The sequence below is a fragment of the Actinomadura spongiicola genome (assembly GCF_003432485.1).
GTDB lineage: Bacteria > Actinomycetota > Actinomycetes > Streptosporangiales > Streptosporangiaceae > Spirillospora > Spirillospora spongiicola.
Window position 1 is genome coordinate 479,732 of record NZ_QVNQ01000006.1, and the last position, 16,327, is coordinate 496,058.

The 16,327-nt window shown below is 70.6% G+C and carries 13 protein-coding genes; 7 read left to right on the forward strand and 6 right to left on the reverse strand.

The window, feature by feature from the left end; translation table 11 throughout:
- Positions 1–29 precede the first annotated feature (29 nt).
- The 4 genes from D0T12_RS21945 to D0T12_RS21960 all read right to left on the reverse strand — a co-directional run bounded on the left by D0T12_RS21945 (position 30) and on the right by D0T12_RS21960 (position 4,412).
- Positions 30–1,286 (reverse strand): CynX/NimT family MFS transporter, encoded by a 1,257-nt coding sequence (locus D0T12_RS21945; RefSeq protein WP_117401512.1) that lies wholly within the window; start codon positions 1,284–1,286, stop codon positions 30–32.
- Positions 1,283–1,981 (reverse strand): FadR/GntR family transcriptional regulator, encoded by a 699-nt coding sequence (locus D0T12_RS21950; RefSeq protein ID WP_199487603.1) that lies wholly within the window; start codon positions 1,979–1,981, stop codon positions 1,283–1,285. Before D0T12_RS21950 ends, D0T12_RS21945 begins: the two co-directional genes overlap by 4 nt.
- A gap of 202 nt (positions 1,982–2,183) precedes the next feature.
- A complete protein-coding gene (locus tag D0T12_RS21955) occupies positions 2,184–2,549 on the reverse strand; it encodes a hypothetical protein (protein WP_117401514.1) in 366 nt (121 codons plus the stop codon).
- Between the two features lie 57 nt (positions 2,550–2,606).
- A complete protein-coding gene (locus D0T12_RS21960; protein WP_233526212.1) occupies positions 2,607–4,412 on the reverse strand; it encodes a DUF2207 domain-containing protein in 1,806 nt (601 codons plus the stop codon).
- A gap of 42 nt (positions 4,413–4,454) precedes the next feature.
- Between D0T12_RS21960 and D0T12_RS21965 the strand changes: the two genes are divergently transcribed.
- The 7 genes from D0T12_RS21965 (at position 4,455) to D0T12_RS21995 (ending at position 10,922) form a co-directional block, all read left to right on the forward strand.
- On the forward strand, positions 4,455–5,474 hold the full coding sequence (locus D0T12_RS21965) for a neutral zinc metallopeptidase (protein ID WP_117401516.1): 1,020 nt from the start codon (positions 4,455–4,457) through the stop codon (positions 5,472–5,474).
- 82 nt (positions 5,475–5,556) lie between these two features.
- Positions 5,557–5,997: a helix-turn-helix domain-containing protein gene (locus D0T12_RS21970; RefSeq protein WP_117401517.1), complete on the forward strand. Its 441-nt coding sequence runs from the start codon at positions 5,557–5,559 to the stop codon at positions 5,995–5,997.
- Positions 5,994–6,461 carry a hypothetical protein gene (locus tag D0T12_RS21975; RefSeq protein ID WP_117401518.1) on the forward strand — a complete coding sequence of 156 codons (468 nt, stop codon included), beginning with the start codon at positions 5,994–5,996 and terminating at the stop codon, positions 6,459–6,461. Before D0T12_RS21970 ends, D0T12_RS21975 begins: the two co-directional genes overlap by 4 nt.
- 150 nt (positions 6,462–6,611) lie before the next feature.
- On the forward strand, positions 6,612–6,971 hold the full coding sequence (locus D0T12_RS21980) for a DUF2516 family protein (protein WP_233526213.1): 360 nt from the start codon (positions 6,612–6,614) through the stop codon (positions 6,969–6,971).
- 49 nt (positions 6,972–7,020) lie between these two features.
- On the forward strand, positions 7,021–7,749 hold the full coding sequence (locus D0T12_RS21985; RefSeq protein WP_117401519.1) for an alanyl-tRNA editing protein: 729 nt from the start codon (positions 7,021–7,023) through the stop codon (positions 7,747–7,749).
- 267 nt (positions 7,750–8,016) lie between these two features.
- A complete protein-coding gene (locus D0T12_RS21990) occupies positions 8,017–8,565 on the forward strand; it encodes a hypothetical protein (protein WP_117401520.1) in 549 nt (182 codons plus the stop codon).
- Positions 8,562–10,922 carry a trypsin-like serine protease gene (locus tag D0T12_RS21995; protein ID WP_158581582.1) on the forward strand — a complete coding sequence of 787 codons (2,361 nt, stop codon included), beginning with the start codon at positions 8,562–8,564 and terminating at the stop codon, positions 10,920–10,922. The genes D0T12_RS21990 and D0T12_RS21995 overlap by 4 nt, the downstream gene beginning before the upstream one ends.
- Before the next feature lie 105 nt (positions 10,923–11,027).
- Here D0T12_RS21995 and D0T12_RS22000 read toward each other — a convergent pair whose 3' ends face one another.
- Together D0T12_RS22000 and D0T12_RS22005 are read right to left on the reverse strand one after the other, a co-directional pair.
- The gene (locus tag D0T12_RS22000) at positions 11,028–11,930 is read right to left on the reverse strand and encodes a hypothetical protein (RefSeq protein ID WP_117401522.1); all 903 of its coding nucleotides are present in this window, start codon (positions 11,928–11,930) and stop codon (positions 11,028–11,030) included.
- Between the two features lie 211 nt (positions 11,931–12,141).
- The gene (locus D0T12_RS22005; protein WP_147339592.1) at positions 12,142–16,161 is read right to left on the reverse strand and encodes a polymorphic toxin-type HINT domain-containing protein; all 4,020 of its coding nucleotides are present in this window, start codon (positions 16,159–16,161) and stop codon (positions 12,142–12,144) included.
- Positions 16,162–16,327 lie beyond the last annotated feature (166 nt).

Sequence of the window (16,327 nt, forward strand, 5' to 3'; positions counted from 1 at the left end):
CCCGGTAGCTTATTCGGCCTGGCATGGGGTTATTTAGGGATGTGTCCGATAAAGGCGGAGTTAATCCTTTCTGGGGCGGGTGGGGTGGGGTTGCCGATCGTCCGGTCGCGTCCGGCCGCCAGGCCGGGGAGGGCCAGGACGGCACTGATCAGCACGACCACCGCCATCGGAACGCTCCAACCGCCGGTGGCGTCATGCAGCGCGCCGAGGGTGAGCGGGCCCGCCGCCGCGATGACGTAGCCGACGCCCTGCGCCATTCCGGACAGTTGCGCCGCGACCCGGGTGTTCTGGGCGCGCAGGCCGATGAACGCCAGCGCGGTCGTGAAGCCGAAGCCCTGGCCGATGCCGAGGACGACCGCCCAGATCCACGCCGATCCGATCGGCGCCCAGCCCATGCCCGCGAACCCGGCCAGGGTCAGCGTCACGGCGGCGATCACCAAGGGACGCTGGTCGCGTGACCGGCCGGCCAGCACCGGGACGGCCAGCGACCCGACCGCCTGCACCGCCGCCGTCATGGCCAGGACGTATCCGGCCGCGGACTCGTCCATTCCGCGGTCCTGGCAGATCGTCGGGAGCCAGCCGAAGGTCACGTACGCCAGCAACGACTGGATGCCCATGAACGCCGTGACCTGCCACGCCAGCCTCGACCGCCACACCAGCGCCGCCACCTCCCGCGAGGGCGCCGGGGGTGGCGCCGACCGCGCGGCGTGTGCGGCCCGCCGCGCCTTCGGCAGCCAGATCAGGCCCGCGAACGCCGCCGGGATCGCCAGCAGGCCGAGCGGCAGCCGCCAACTCGCGTCGAACCAGTCCTCGATCGGGACGGCCAGCCCGGACGACACGGCCGCGCCGCCCGACAGTGCGAGCGTGTACACGGCCGTCACCGTGGTGATCCGCTCCGGATGGTCCCGTTTGATGACGGCGGGCATAGCGATGTTGCCGATGCTGATCGCGATCCCGGCGATCAGGGACCCCGCGAACAGGGGGAAGGGGGCGTCGAGGAGCCGGAGCAACAACCCCGTGACGAGCAGCGCCATCGCGGTGACCAGCAGCGTCTCGCTGCGTGGCGCGCGGCGCAGGAACGCCGCGAGGAGGCCGTAGGAGCCGAAGAACGCCAGCGGCAGCGTGGTCAGCGCCCCGGCCGCCGTCCCGGACAGATGGAACGCATCGCTGATCTCGGTCAGCACCGGCCCGACCATCGCGATCGCGGGCCGCAGGTTGATCGCCACCAGGACGATCAGCAGCAGCGCCCCGACCGTCCCGGCCCGCCGATGCTTCGGCGGCGTCATCGTTCGGCCCGCGCGTCACGTTCGACCAGGCTCTCCAGGACGGCGAGCGTGGGTTCGACCACCGCGGCGGCCGCCGACGCCGCGGCCTCCGGGTCGCCCGCGGCGATCGCGTCCAGGACGGCGCGGTGCGGCCCCGGACCGGCCTCGGGGATCTCGTGGTCGAGCCGGACGGCGCGCATCGACTCGCGTTGCAGGTCGATGAAGTAGCGCATCGCCTCGATCAGCACGGGGTTGCGGGACGCCTCCGCGACACCGAGGTGGAAGGCGGTGTCGGCGGCGCCGAACGCGTCCGCCTCGGTGGCCTCGTCGCGGGCGCGGAGCAGCACCTCCAGCCGCGCCAGGTCGGCGTCGGTGCGGCGGCGCGCCGCGAGCCGGGCCGCCTGCACGTCGTAGGCGAGCTGGAGTTCGAAGAAGTCCCGGATGGACGCTCGTGCCAGGCGGCTCAGGAGGGGCCGCGGGTTCGCGGTCGTGCGGACGTACGTCCCCGCGCCGCGCCGCACCTCCAGGACCCCGACATGCGTCAGCGCCCGGATCGCCTCCCGGACGGCAGGACGGCTCACCCCGAGCCGCGCCGCCAGCTCCGTCTCGGCCGGGATGCGCGTGCCGACCGGCCAGGTGCCGTCGCTGACCTGCGCCTGAAGCTGGTCGAGCACGGCGTCGACGGTCGACCCGCCGGGAACGGGACTCAGACCCACCGGAACCCCCCTCAGTAAGACGTCAGACATCTTACTTGGAGGAATTCGGACAAAACGCCCCGGGACCCGCGGTGGCCGCCGGGAGGGGTCTCGGACGACCACGGCGGGCCCGAACAACGCCCGCCGGACCGGGGGTATGGGGCGAGGGAAATGACCGTTCCGGCGGGCGTCGCGTTCTTGCGGGCGCGGTGGTGGCGGGGGGTCAGCGGGGTTTGCGGCGACCGAAGCGGCGTTTCGTCGGTTCGCGTTCCGCTGTTTCGTGTTCCTCCGCGCGTGCGCGGTCGATGTCGGCCAAGACCTCGCGGTGGGTCACCGACGGAGCCGGGTCACGGCGCGTCCGCTGGGCTGGGCTGCCCGAGATGACCCCGCCCTGCACGGGCCCACGATGCGGCAGGCCGCTGCTTCTGTGCCTGGTGGGCGGCGGCTTCCGCCCGCTCATCAGCGTGATCAAGACCCAGGCGAGCAGGACCGCGAAGATGACCGCGGGCCCGATGGCCATGAAGTACGCGTCCCCGAGCCGAGTCGAGTCGGCGACGACGGAGCCCGCGGAGAGGGGAGCGGCGAGCATGAGGGACACCTCCTCGCCCCACCCGTACCCCCCGTCAGATCTTTAACCTTCCGGCGCTCACATTCCGCGCGACTGGGAGATGGAACCGGACGTGGCCAGCGTGAAGACGCGCATCGACTCTGCGAACTTCGACAGGTCCCACTCGGCCGGGCCCTCGTACCAGTAGAGGTTGTCGGCGCCCTCGGCCCGCTCGCCCGCGTCCTTGACCGTCTCCGCCCACTTCGGGACGACGCCGAACACCACCGCGTACGGCAGGAACCGCGAGAACAGCGCGATCCGCTGCCGCGACGCGATGCCGCCTTCCCCGTACACGTCACTCTCGGGGATGGTGCCGCGCTCCAGGAACGCGCGGAACCCGATGGTGTGCGCGAGCACCGTGGCGCCGCGCGCCGTCTTCGCGGGCATGTACTGGCCGCCGTACGCCAGCGCCGCACCCGCGATGATCAACGCGAGCCCGGCGAGGGCCCATTCGGTGGTGAGCGCCAACGCGACGGTGCCGCCGATGCCGAGCAGCGTGATGACGATGCCCGCGATCGTCCAGCGGGACCGGACGGTGTCGGGACGCCGCGCGAACCAGCCCTGCTTCACCACGTCCTCGTACATCGCCGACCTGACCTGGGCGAGCTTCGTGGCGAACGTCCCGCCGAGCTGCGACAACTTGACCGCGTCGCGTGTGGAGCCGTCGGGGGCGGTCAGCAGCGCGTCGAGAAGGATCCGCTCGTACGGCAGCAGATCGACCTGCGGGCGGTCGAGACGGCGCAGCGTCCAGTCGAGCCGCCCGGTCCGGGCCCTGTCCTCCTCCTCGATCAGCAGGTAGCCGCGAACGGCGAGGTCGACGATCGTCGCCGTCACGTCGATCACGTCGGCCTGCTCGTCGATCAGCGTGCCGATCTGGCCGGGACGCACCCCGTCCGGCGGCTCGAACTCCGTCCCGGCGACCGGCGCGTGATCACCCTCGGCGGCCTTCTTCCCGACGACCCGCGCGTCGCGTCCGCGAAGCAGGTAGAGGACCGCGACGCCGCCGCAGAGCAGCACCAGCAGCCCGGCGAGCGCGGAACCGGTGACGGCGTTGACGGAGAACGCCGTCGCGACCGTGTGGCGCCGCTCGTAGAGGGCGCGGCCCCCGGTGGTGCGCGCCGGGAGACCCGCGACGACCACGAGGTACTCGCCCGGCAGCATCCCCTGCTGCGCGAAGACGCCCTGCGTGTGCGTGTGGTTCATGTAGTACTGCGTGCAGCCGATCATGCTGCCGATCGGTCCGGTGAAGCAGTTGACATTGCGGATGGCGGTGCCGCCGTCCACGGTCGCCCGCGCCTCGTCCAGCGGCACCTTCCAGCCGCCGATCACCGGCCAGCGCAGCTCCTCCGCCGCGCCCATCGGCGTGATCGCGCCGCGCAGGTCGTACTCCAGGACGACCGTGCGGTCGCCGGTCAGCTTCGCCCCGCCGGTCACCTCGACGGTCGTCCTGGTGTCGTCCTCGGACGTGTCGACCCTGGTGGGCCCGCCGTCGGGGCTGCTCGCCCGCAGATTCTGGATCTTGTAGACGCGGTCCTCGGTGAGGCTCTCATGGCTGCGGGTGGGATACGTCCGCTTGAAGCCCTGTCGCCCGGCGAACCGGTAGCGGATGGTCTCCTTCACATGGGTCACACCACCCTGACCCGGGGTGAGGACGGCCTCGTCCTTCAGGACGCGTTCCGCCGCGGCGGCCTGGTTCCACGCGGGCTCGGCCCCTGCCGCGGACGCGGGCGTCAGGGCGGTCAGCAGGCCCGTGGCCAGCCCCGTGGCCAGCCCTGTGGCCAGCAGGGTGGTCGACGCCGTCACGACCACCGACCGCGTCCGGAACATTGCCGCAAGAGCAGACATGGCCGCAAATGGTATCGGCAATGCGTGCGATGATGCCCTCCTATGGCAGGTCAGTACCCTCCGCCCCCTTCGTCGCGCCCCCCGGCGCCGCCGTACGGCAGTCCCGGCCACGGCCCCTCCGGGTACGGCCCGCCGCATCCGCCCCCACCGCACGGACGGTATGTCGGGTCGCCGTACCACTACGCGCGTCCCGCGCCACGCCGTTCCACCGGTGCGACGATCGCGGGCATCTTCGGCGGCCTCACCGCGCTGGTCGTGCTCGGCATCCTCGGGCTCACGCTCCTCGGCGCGCGGGACGGCGCCGCCGGCGCCCGTCCCACCGCCTCGTCCGGAGGCGGGACGCCCACACGCGAGAGCGCCACCGGCAACAGGCTCTACGCGACCGGCGCCCTGACGCCCGTGAACTGCCGCCTGCCCCAGATCGACCCGACCGCGGAGTCCATGCGCCAGTTCATGGACGTACTGAGCGACTGCCTGGACGTGACGTGGTCGCGCCAGTTCCAGAAGGCCGGAATACGGTTCGATAAGCCCGACCGCGTGTTCTGGCTGGAACCGGGCCGCAGCCCGTGCGGCACCTACCCGGCGTCCGGCGCGTCCGCCTTCTACTGCCCGGCCAACAACACGATGTACGTGGGGCTCCGGCATGTCGTCGAGACCTCCGGCGACCAGCCGCTGTCGAACTACGCCGTCTTCGCGCGGGTCATCGCGCACGAGTACGGTCACCACGTCCAGGACCGCGCGGGAATCCTTCTCTACGCCGACCGCAGGATGGACTCCGCCGACACCGGCACCCGCAACGACGCGAGCCGCCGCATCGAACTCCAGGCGCAGTGCCTCGCGGGCGCGTTCCTCGGCGCGGAGCGCGAGACCCTGCCGATGACGCAGGAGCAGTACACCACCATGATCGTCGACCTGCGGGGCCGCGGCGAGGACCACCTGCCCCCGGAAAAACGCGACCACGGCTCGGGACGCCACTACGCGGGCTGGGTCGTCACCGGCTACAACGAACGCGACCTGGCCGCCTGCAACACCTGGACGGCCCCACCCACCAGAGTCAGCTGACCCCACCCACGTGAGCGGACTCACCCTGAGCTGCGCTAGCCGTCCGCTTGCAATTGCAAGCACTTTGACGCAGGGTGGGGATATGACAGGTTCGAAGGTCGGCTCGATCGGGGAGTACATCCGGGAACAGCGGACGCGGGCGAAGATCTCGCTGCGTCAGCTCGCGGACGTCTCCGGGATATCCAACCCGTACCTGAGCCAGATCGAGCGCGGCCTGCGCAAGCCGAGCGCCGAGATCCTGCAGCAGATCGCCAAGGGGCTGCGGATCTCCGCCGAGGCGCTGTACGTGCAGGCCGGGATCCTCGAAGACCGCGAGGTCGAGACGGACGTGCACACCGCCGTCCGGGGCGACGTCCTCCTCACGGAGCGGCAGAAGCAGGTTCTGCTCGACATCTACGCGTCGTTCCTGAAGGAGAACGAGGCCGCCGGCGTGTTCTCGGCAGAGCGCGCCACGCCGGCCCCGGACGCGCCCGAACACGAAACGAACACACCGAGACAGGACGGAAAGGAAGAGGTCGGATGACGCTGGCCAGCAATCTGCGAGAGAACAAGGCCGTGTACGCCGTGGCCGGCGCCGGCGACCTCGCGGTGCAGAAGCTCCGCGAGGTTCCCGAGCAGATGACCAGGTACCAGGGCCGTGCCCGGGAGACCGCGACGAAGTACCAGGGTGAGGTCCGCGAGACCGTCGACCGCTACCGCGTGCAGGTGCGCGGCAGGGTGGCGCGCTACCGCGGCGAGGTCTCCCGCTACCAGGAGCGCGTCGACGCCCGGGAGCTGCCCGGCGCCGCCGTCGCCTACGCCACGCACGTCGGCATCCGGGCCGTCGGGATCATCGACGAACTCGCCGAGCGCGGCAAGAAGGTCGTGCACCGTGAGGCCGCCGAGGCCGCCGAGATCACCGCGGCCGACGCCAGGCCGAAGGCACGGGCGCCGCAGCCGAGAAGGAGCACGCGGACCCGGTCCACGACCAGGAAGACCGGCGCCTGAGCGCGCGATCTCGTCAGGGCCTGGCCGCGGAATACGCGGCCGGGCCCTGACGGACCGGTTGCCCGCCTCCGGGTTTTCCGGTGGACGGCACGCATAGGGTTGGGGTATCGACGTGGAGTCGCCGTCCGAGACGAGGAGCGCTGATCGCCGATGTCGGATTTCAACGTGCTGGACTACTTCTTCTGGCTGCTGCTGATCATCGCGTTCGTGATGGAGGCGTGGGCGCTGATCGACTCGCTGACCGTGCCCGAGAGCGCCTTCAGCGCGGCGGGCAAGTGGCGCAAGAAGATGTGGACGATCGTGCTGATCGTCACGGTCGTGGTCGGCGGGGCCTACGCGGTCGCCCCCGCGGCGCTCGGCGCGAGCCCCATCGCGCTGCTGCTGGGCATCCTCCCGGTCGCCGCGTTCATCGCCGCCTCCGTCTACCTGGCGGACGTCCGTCCGGCGGTCGCCCCGTTCAAGAAGCGCAACGGAGGCAACTCCCACTCGGGCCCGTACGGACCCTGGTGATTTGGTTCCCTCGGCAACGATGTCGCGTGCGCGTCGTTAGGGTGAGGGAATGGAGAAACTTGGGCGGACGACCCGGTTGGAACTGGACGACCAGGCCCTACGGGAGTGGGAGGCGATCGTCCTCGACTCGGGGCCGGACGGCATCGTCCTCGACCGGTCGGCCTTCTACCCGGGCGGCGGCGGGCAGCCGCCGGACCACGGAGTCCTGCTCTGGCAGGGTGTGCAGACCCGGATCGCCGGTGTGCGCAAGGGCGACGACCTGACGCTGATCCCGGTGGAGGACGACCCCGTCCCGCCGGTCGGCACCGTCGTCGAAGGCGCCGTGGAGGACGCCCGCCGGACCGCGCTGATGCGCACCCACTCCGGCCTGCATCTGCTGTGCGGCGTGGTCTTCCGCGACTACGGCTGCCTCGTCACGGGCGGCAACATGGAGCCGCTGACCGCCCGCATGGACTTCGACCTGCGCGAGGTCCCGCCCGGCTTCAAGCAGGCCGTCGAGGACGCCTGCAACGCCGAGGTCGAGGCCGACCGGCGCATCGACATCAGGACGCTGCCGCGCGCCGAGGCGTTCGAGATCCCCGACATCATCCGGACGGCGACGAACCTGGTACCGCCCGAGGTACAGGACGTGCGGATCGTCGACATCGTCGGCCTCGACACCCAGGCGGACGGCGGCACCCACGTGGGGTCCACCAAGCAGATCGGCCACATCACGGTGGCGAAGGTCGAGAACAAGGGCCGCGGCTTCCGCCGCCTCCGCATCAAGATCGACTCGTAGCCCTCGCGGTGCCGGGCACCGCGCGGAGACCGCCGGGGCCGGACTGGCCCGGCGGCTGACTTTGACCGGGGCGGCGGCGTGATTCCACGGCCTCGCCACCGTCGGTTCGCGGGTCGCCTCGCCGACGGGCGGCGGCACCGTCCTGCGGACGATCGACGGCGGGCGGACGATGCCTTGACTGGCATCCGTGGAATCCTCATGATCACGACGAGGGTCATTCCGAACTCTCGTCGTCATCCTCCCGAAACTCCCCAGTCAGGAGACCTTATGTCCGTCCGTCGTGGTGCCAGCGCCATCGCACTGTTAAAAATCGGCATCGCAGTCGTCTTGGCCGCGTTCGCTTTGGTGGACCCCGCTTGGCGGGCCGCCGCATCGGCTGATCCGCCACAGGGGCCCCCGAGGTCAGCCCCGCCGCCCGGTCAGCAGGGAATCGTCGAGACCGGCACGCCTCCTGACGCCGAGAAGATCGGCTCAGAGCGCGGCATCGAACTGGTCGGCGGCAACGGCCTCATCGAATACACCGAATGCGGTCCGACCGGCCTGCTCCAGGTCCGCTCCGCCACCAATGGCCTGCTTTGTTTCACGGCCCGTGCGTGGCCGGGTACCGACGGGTTCCTGGCCGTGAAGATTCCCGACACCTACTCCATCAAGGGTGACGGTGACCGGCACCAAGTGAAAGCGATCCTGACCACTGAGGCCGGAAACAAGAAGACCTACGACATCCGCCCGGACGAATGGACCCCCGTTGGGCAGGGCGCCGATCCCGACAACGGCCCGGAGACCCTGATCGAACTGCGCACGAAGGCGGCGGCGTGACCGGCGGCGTCGCGCGCCTCCCGTGGCGCTGGGTGGCCGTCCTCATGGGCCTGGTCCTGACCGCGTCGCTCGCCGCGCCCCCGCCCGCGGCCCGGGCGATCGGCGGCGGGCGGAAGGTCACCGGCGACCCCGGCTTCACGGTCCGCTTACAGTTCGGCGCGCAGCGGGCCTGTAGCGGGGCCCTGGTGCGGCCGAACTGGGTGTTGACCGCCAAATCCTGCCTTCCCTCCGCCGCGGGCCGTAAAGGCGAGGTGCCGGTCCCCGCGGGTACCTTCGCCACCGTGGGGCGCGTCGACCTGACCTCCGGCAAGACCGGTCTCAGGGCCTCGGTTCTGACCGTGATCACGCACCCCGACCGTGATCTGGTCCTCGCTGAGATCGACGGCTGGGACGCCGACGGCTTCGTCCCGATCGCCGGGACGCCGCCGTCCGCGGGGGAGAAGCTCACCGGCTCCGGGTACGGACGCACCGCCACCGAGTGGGTGCCGGACGGTCCGCATGCCGCGGCCTTCACAGTCCAGAGCGTGGACGGTGCGACGGTCAGCCTCAGTGGCGACGAGAAGGCGGCCATCTGCGAAGGCGACGCGGGAGGCCCCGAATACCGCGTCCGGGACGGCAAGGCGGAACTGGTCGCCGTCCACACCTCGTCCGGGCTGCGCGGCTGCCACGGCGCACCCGAGGACGCCACCGGTGCGGCGACCGGAACCCGCGTCGACGACCTGGCCGGATGGGTGGAGTCGTCCACCACGCGTACGTACCTGGACGCCAGGCGGGACCGCTGGTGGAGGATCGGCGCGGGCGCGGTCGTCTACCCCTGTTACAGCCCGAACGGCAAGGCGCGCCTGCGCATGGGCGGCGGATTCCTCAAGGTGTACGACACGACCACGGCCCGGTACCGGCTCGCCGCCGCCGACGACCCCGAATATCTGCACTTCCACGCCGACGGCAATCTGGTGATCTGGAAGGGCGGTAAACAGGTGTGGTGGTCGGGCACCAACGGCCATCCCGATGCCCGTCTCGAATGCCGCGACGACGGCGACGTGCGCATCACCGAAGGCGGCAAGCTGCTCTGGCGCAGCGGTACCGGCACCGGTCTGGAGGCCGGCGCGGGATACAGCCGGCGCTACAGCGACCGCTTCGAACCCCTGTGCATCAGTGCGAACCACCGCGAGTTCCTGTGGTGGTTCGAAGGCGGGCTTGTCGCCCGAAGCGGCTGGCGCACCGAAGGGCATGGCCGCCGCCCCCGAGACTGGAGTCTCCGGTTCGGTACCGACGGACAGCTCGTGGTAGCCCGGGGGGACGGCGTCGCGCAGTGGACGTCACCGACACGTGGCCACCCGAACGCCCGGCTGAACTGCAACGATGACGGAAGTATCAGCATCGACGATCAGGGTGTCACCCTGTGGAGCAGCACCGGCCATCCCACCGGGCTGCTCATGTCCGCCGTCGGTGACGGCTACCTGTGCGCCCGCGACAACGGCAAGATCGGGACGCTGACCAGGCAGTGCTACGGCGAAGCGGGGTTCAGGCTGCCTCGCACGGACGGCCAGGTGCAGGCGCTGGGTGCCGATGGGGTCGTCTGCCTCCGGGTCGTGCCGAGCAACCCGGCCAAGAACGGCGACAAGGTCACCGGCGGCGGCTGCGCGGCCACCCCCGAGACCACCTGGACGAAACGTGCCGACGGGGTGCTGTACAACCCGCTCACCAAACGATGCCTGGACGTCCCCAACGGTGAACCCGTGGACGGCGCCCAGCTCCGGGTATGGACGTGTAACGGCACCGTGGCCCAGAAATGGGCTCTGTGGAACGCGTGGTGGGAGGGTCGCGGCACCGGCGTCGCCGTGAAGGGCGTCGCAAGGCACGACCGCAACGTCCCCAGCGGCCTGCCGACGCCGCGAAAGCGGCGGTACACCGCGTACAACCGTTCGACCCGGGCCCGGGTGGAGGTGCAATGCGTCCACCGCATCAATCTCATCAGCCGCTGGGAGTGGTCGGAATACATGTTGACCGGCATTGACGAGACGGCCAACAGCGATGCGACCTGCGATAATGGATGGATCGACCAGATCAAGTCCGGCGCGCGGCTGCAAATGCAGAACTGGTGGATCGGCCCGCAGAAGAATGCCGAATGCAACCGGCGATGGTGCACGGCCCTGAATGTCCAGCACCAGCAGTCGTGCCGGGGCGCACCCCACGAATGCGCGGGTCGGCAGTACATGACCGGGACGGTCAACATGCGGATCGCCAAGGACAGCGACTGGGTCTGGGCCGAGAATCAATGGTGCACCATACGCCAGGACGGCAAGCTCCTCGAATGTGTTGACGACGATACGGCGGTGGTCCCACCGGCCTACTGACAGATCACGAACACCCCCGGACCGGCCCGCACACCCGGGGTCGAGGGTCGGTCGCCACGCCGCTCGCGGTCACCGCGAGCGGCGTGGCGGGATGTCGGGGAACGGTCACGGTGACGCGTCCCGCGGGCCAGGTGGCAACCGCGCCAGGGCCGCCCGCAGCGGCGGTGATTCGCGAAACTGGAGGAAGCGTCGCAGGACCGGCACGGCATCGTGATAGTGCTCCAGGCCAGGGCCCATTCCCCCGGCCCGGTCCATCGCGTGGAGGATCGCCTCGGCGCCGTCCAGCAGCGCCTCGTCCGGCTCCGGTACCTCGAGCGCGCCGCGCAGGTCACAGCTGACCGCGACCTCTCCGGCGTAGTAGCCGGACAGCGGGTCGTCGGTCACGGAGTGCCGGAGCAGCCAGGCTTTGATCGCCGGGTCGGTCGTCGTCCTGCACAGGGCTTCGACCGGATACACCCGGGCCCATGCGGTGGTCCGGCGGGCGATCCACCATAGCGTCGTGTCGGGATCGGGCATCCGCTTCAGGATCTCCACGACCGACGGGCTGAAGGAGTTCCCCAGGATGGCCAATGCCGAAATGCAGTCCACGTCCTCGGCCTCGGCGACACCCTGCAGGAGCACCAGGCCGACCTGGACCGGGCGGCGGTCCGTGCCTGTCCTGGTCAACCGTCGGCCCAGAGCCAGGACCCGCCCGAATTCCACGCCGGAAATAGCCGGTTCCAGCACGCTGATCAACTCATGCCAGGGCGGGCAGAAGACCGAGACGAGCGTCTGGCAGAGGTCGGCGTAGTCGGCCCCTCCGCCGAAGTAGGCGCCGACCGCCGCGCCTATCCGCGCGGCTCCGGCTTCGCGTGCTCGGCTGTTCGGGACCGGCTGCCGGTAGTAGGTGTCGTGATCGGGAAGGGGCAGCCCCTGGCCGGGCAGCGGACCGTCCGGATGCTCACGCAGCAGCCGCTTGGCGTATTCGTAGAGGGCGAGCGCGTCGCCCTGCGACAGATCGACATTCATCGAACCGGGTGCTGACCGCCCTTCTTGCTGACCGCCTGACCAGAATGCCCCTGAACTTACCGTCGCTGATGGCGGGCCGGGCCCGACGCGCTGGTACCCCGGCCCGCCAGGGTGCACCGTGGACCCGGCCGAGGTATTCCAGCCGCCGGCGCACCCGCACTTGTTCAGAGTTCTCGGTGTGATCACCGACTTGATGAGAGGTTCTTTCCGGTCAACACCCTTCCTTCAACGTGGGGTAGATGGAACTGAACTTCCCGTTCGGATAGAACCACAAGACGACATATTTCGTCTCTGTGTAGTCCTTGTCGTCCTCGTTCCTTTTGGCTTTTCCTATGAACCGGCCAAGGTTCAGCCAGTGGCAGTGTCGGCTTGTCTGCGGGGAGCCGGTCGCCTCCAGAACCTGCCAGATCAGTTCGATAATCGCTTCTGCGCTGCCGAATTCTTCATTGAACTTGGCCGCATTCATGGTTGAATTGGGGCCGTGCTTGGGGAGAACATGCAGACCGATCTCCTCCAACATGTGGAGGAGCCCGAACGCGTTGTCATGGTCTGAGCGTCCGCAGTTGTGGACCAGGACCAGTGCGGTACCCGCTTCCACGTAGTAGGTGCGGACTCCTTCGACGGTGAGGTTGTGGACGCGTTGGTCCGGTGTCGTCCATGCCCGGAGTCCGGTGACCAGAACATACTTCCCCGTGCTGCTCCGCAGCCTCATACCGGGCTTGAGGCGTTCGGCGTGGACCCACTCCCGTGTCGAGCCTCCCACCCAGAAGGGATGTTCGCTGGATGCGGTGACCTGCCCGTACGTCACGGGTTCACCGGCCCCACCCCCGCGTACGGTGACGCTGACGAGCTGCTTGTCGCCCTTGGTGGAAATGGTCCTCAGCACTTTCCGGGGAGTCGTGGCCCCGGTCTTCGGGTCCGTGGCGAGGACTCTGTCACCGACTTGGACATTTTCGATGGGGCGACGACTTCCATCGGCCATCAACACGCCGGTGCCGGGGGTGAAACTGCTGCGTTTGCATCCGATTTCGATTCGCCGGGCGACGTAGACCATGCGGTCGGTCTTACGGATCAGCACATGGGCCGTGGAGACGGTCTTGCGGAACGGGCCGATTCCGGTGGCGATGCGCCAGATCGTCTTGCCGATCGGTTTGAGCTTGGCGCCCAGTCCGATGAGTTTGAGCGGGCCGAGTGCGTTGAGTGCGGTGAACAGGCAACCGACGATGTCGCCCTTGGTGAAGCAGTTTTTCGCGTCCGTCCAGCCGATGACGTCGAGAACGAGTTTTCCGCCGATGGAGACGACGAAGTCCATGACGCTCTTGGCCGCGTTGGCGCGTGCGTTGCGATATTGGTCGAGACCCTGCTGCCCGTTGGCCGCGAGGATGATCTGCTCGTCGCTGACCGAGGAACCCGGAGAGGATTTGTCCTTGCGCCCCTGCGCCTGTTCCTCTCGGCGCTTCCGCTCGGCCGCGGCTGCGGCTTCGGCTGCGGCGCGTGCGGCCGCCGCGGCGTCCTTGCCGGCCTGGATGGCGTCGCGGCGGGCACGTTCGGCGGCTTCGCGGGCCTCATCGGCGTAGGCGCGCGCCTGGCTCGCGGATCGGTCGGCGCGGGCGGCGGCCTGTGCCGCGGCTTTCGCCGCCGCCTGGGCGTCCTTGGCGGCCTGACGGGCGATCTTCGCTGATCGGGCGGCCTGTTGCGCGGCGTTGTGCGCCCGGTCAGCGGAGGCGCGAGCGGCGTTGGCGTGGGCCTTGGCCTCGTTGGCGTGGGCACGGGCCTGTTTGGCGTGGGCGTCGGCTTCGGCGGCGGCGCCGCGTGCCCGGGCCGCGGCGGCCTGGGCCTCGGCGGCGTTCTCGCGGGCGGTGGCGGCGGTGCGATGCGCGCTGGCCAGGAACGCGCCGATCTCGGCGACGTGCGCGGCCTGGTCGGCGTCGCGCTGGCGGGCGTTGTGCTGTCCGACCTGGACGAACTCACGTACGTAGGTGGCCGGGCCCGACAGGGCCGCCTGGGCGGCGGCGTTCAGCTCCGGTCCCGCATCGGGGAGCATCTGGTTGATGGCGAGGCGGTCGTCGGTCTCGCGGGCGGTGTGCTGCCCGCTGCTGATGAACTCCAGCAGCGCCTGCGGGGTGTCGGCGTCCAGAGCCGCGCTGGCGGCCTTCCTCACCCAGGGGCCGCCGTCGGCGGATATCTGGGTGACCTGGATGCGGTAGTCGTCCATCTGCAGCCGGTGCTGTCCGGTCTCCAGGAACGCCTTCACCTCGGCGTGGTCGCCTTCGTCGGCCTTGTAGGCGGCCTCACGCAGTTGGGGCTTGTTGTCGGTTTCGGCCTGGGTGGCGACGTGGTCGAGGCTGGCGCGGTCGTCGGCCTCGGTCGCGTTGCCCAACCCGGTCCGGACGAACTCGATGGTGTCCTCTTCACCGCCCGCCAAGGCGATTTCGGCGGCCCGTCGCACGTGGGGGCCACCGGTCTTGAGCAGCCGGACGGCGACTTCGCGTCCATTGCCGATCACGGTGGGGCGGGGTGCCCCGTCGGCCCGTGCCTGGGCCAGGAGCCGGTTGGTCTCGGCCTCGAACGCCTGGGCCTGCCCGGCCTCCCATTCGGCTTTGGCCTTGCTTTCGGTCTCGACGGCCAGGGCGTCCTCGGCGTCGGCGGTCTGGCGGTCCTGCCAGGACGCCAGCCGCTGCTCGTCGACTTCGCGGGCCAGGTCATGGACCTTCTGGGCCTGGTTGGCGGCCGCGGTGGCCTGGCTCGCCGACGCCGAGGCGTCGTTGGCGTGCCGGGTGGAGACGGCTGCGTTGTCCTTGGCCTCCCCGGCGTGCGCGGCGGCGTCGTCAGCGGCGTCGGCGGCCCGCTCAGCGTGCAGGGCCGCGTCGTTGGCGTGCTTCTCGGCCTGCCGTGCCGCGTCGGCCGTCTGCCGCGCCAGGTGCTGCACCTTGTTGGCGGCACGGATCGCCGCGGCGGCGCGGCGCTGGGCATAGGCGGCGGCCTGCCGGGCGTGCTGGGCGTCGGCACCGGCCTGTGTGGCCCACTGGTCGGCCTGGTTGGCGAACCCGGCGGCCTGGTTGGCGTGCGCACCGGCGTTGGCGGCGGCGACCGCGGCGTTACCTGCGGCGATCGCGGCGTCCGCCGCGGCCTGGGCGGCCTTGGCGGCGGTCCGCGCCCCCACCGCCACATCCCGGGCGTTCTCGGCGGCGCTGCGCGCGGCGGCCGCGTGCCGGGCGTCGCGGTGCGCCGCCTCAGCGGCCCGGTTGGCGTTGGCGGCGGCCCGACCGGCCAGCGACGCGGCGGTCGCGGCGCGGGAGGCGGCCGCCGAAGCGATCCGGGCAGCGCGGTTGGCGGCATCGGCGGCATCGATCGCGATCCGCGCGGCACGGGCGGCCCGTTCGGCGGCACGAGCGGCGCGTGCGGCGGCCGCGGCGGCCTTGTGCGCGGAGTCCTTGGCGGCCTCGGTCTCCCGGGCAGCGCGTTCGGTGGCCTTCTTGGCCAGTTCGGCGGCGCGGACCGCGCGGGCGGAGGCCTCCTGCGCGGCCTGGGTCTGCAGCGCGGCCCGCCTGCCCGCGTCGTCGGCCAGGTCGGCCAACTGGGAGACCGCGTCGGTCTCGGCGTCGCGGGCGGCGGCGACCTCGTATCCCAGGCCGAGGAAGTCGTGGACGTCGTCGATGCTGCCGTCCATCGCGGCGCTGGCGGCCTCCCTGACGTGCGGTCCGCCCGAGGCGCTCAGCTGCGAGACCCGGATGCGGTCGTCGGCGTCCTGCGCCTCCTGGTAACCGGTCTCCAGAAACTTCAGCTGGTCGTCGGCGGTGCCGTCCAAGGCCTTGTTGGCGGCGGCGCGGACGTAACGGCCGGTGGCCGCCGCGAGCACCTGGTTGATCTCGACGCGGAGGTCCTCCTCCCACGGCTGCTTCCAGCCCTGGTCCAGGAACGTCCTCATAGCGGTGGGACCACCGTCCAGGGCGGTCTGGGCGGCGCCGCGGACGGTGCTGCCACCGGCCGCCAGCACCTGCTCGACGGCGGCGCGCAGATCCACTTCCTCAGCGGCGTTGCGGCCCTCGGACACGAACGCCCTGACATCCGCGTCGGTGCCCAACAAGGCCACCTCGGCCCGCGCGGCGGTCTCGGGCCCGCCGGTCTTCAGTAACTCCACCGCCTGCGCCCGGTCGACCGGCGGCGGGTCACCGCCGCTGTCGGGGCGAACCGTGGCATGACCGGGTAACAGGCCGATCAATAGCGTCATGACGGTAGCCAGCGTGACGATTCCGAACACGTGGTGACAGCGACGGATCCTGGCGTTGATCACAGGGAGCTCCAGGTGTGAGGCGTGTGCGGCCGAACCGGAGCCCTGACGGGGAAGGAGCCCCGGCGCCCCGAGTGAAACCCGGGCTGATCATCCGAGCAATGTG

Excerpts from the sequence above, each read along its gene's own strand:
- D0T12_RS21945 (WP_117401512.1), bottom strand. The coding sequence starts at position 1,286 with ATGACGCCGCCGAAGCATCGGCGGGCCGGGACGGTCGGGGCGCTGCTG.
- D0T12_RS21955 (WP_117401514.1), bottom strand. The coding sequence starts at position 2,549 with ATGCTCGCCGCTCCCCTCTCCGCGGGCTCCGTCGTCGCCGACTCGACT.
- D0T12_RS21960 (WP_233526212.1), bottom strand. The coding sequence starts at position 4,412 with ATGTCTGCTCTTGCGGCAATGTTCCGGACGCGGTCGGTGGTCGTGACG.
- D0T12_RS21965 (WP_117401516.1), top strand. The coding sequence starts at position 4,455 with ATGGCAGGTCAGTACCCTCCGCCCCCTTCGTCGCGCCCCCCGGCGCCG.
- D0T12_RS21970 (WP_117401517.1), top strand. The coding sequence starts at position 5,557 with ATGACAGGTTCGAAGGTCGGCTCGATCGGGGAGTACATCCGGGAACAG.
- D0T12_RS21975 (WP_117401518.1), top strand. The coding sequence starts at position 5,994 with ATGACGCTGGCCAGCAATCTGCGAGAGAACAAGGCCGTGTACGCCGTG.
- D0T12_RS21980 (WP_233526213.1), top strand. The coding sequence starts at position 6,612 with ATGTCGGATTTCAACGTGCTGGACTACTTCTTCTGGCTGCTGCTGATC.
- D0T12_RS21985 (WP_117401519.1), top strand. The coding sequence starts at position 7,021 with ATGGAGAAACTTGGGCGGACGACCCGGTTGGAACTGGACGACCAGGCC.
- D0T12_RS21990 (WP_117401520.1), top strand. The coding sequence starts at position 8,017 with ATGTCCGTCCGTCGTGGTGCCAGCGCCATCGCACTGTTAAAAATCGGC.
- D0T12_RS22000 (WP_117401522.1), bottom strand. The coding sequence starts at position 11,930 with ATGAATGTCGATCTGTCGCAGGGCGACGCGCTCGCCCTCTACGAATAC.
- D0T12_RS22005 (WP_147339592.1), bottom strand. The coding sequence starts at position 16,161 with ATGACGCTATTGATCGGCCTGTTACCCGGTCATGCCACGGTTCGCCCC.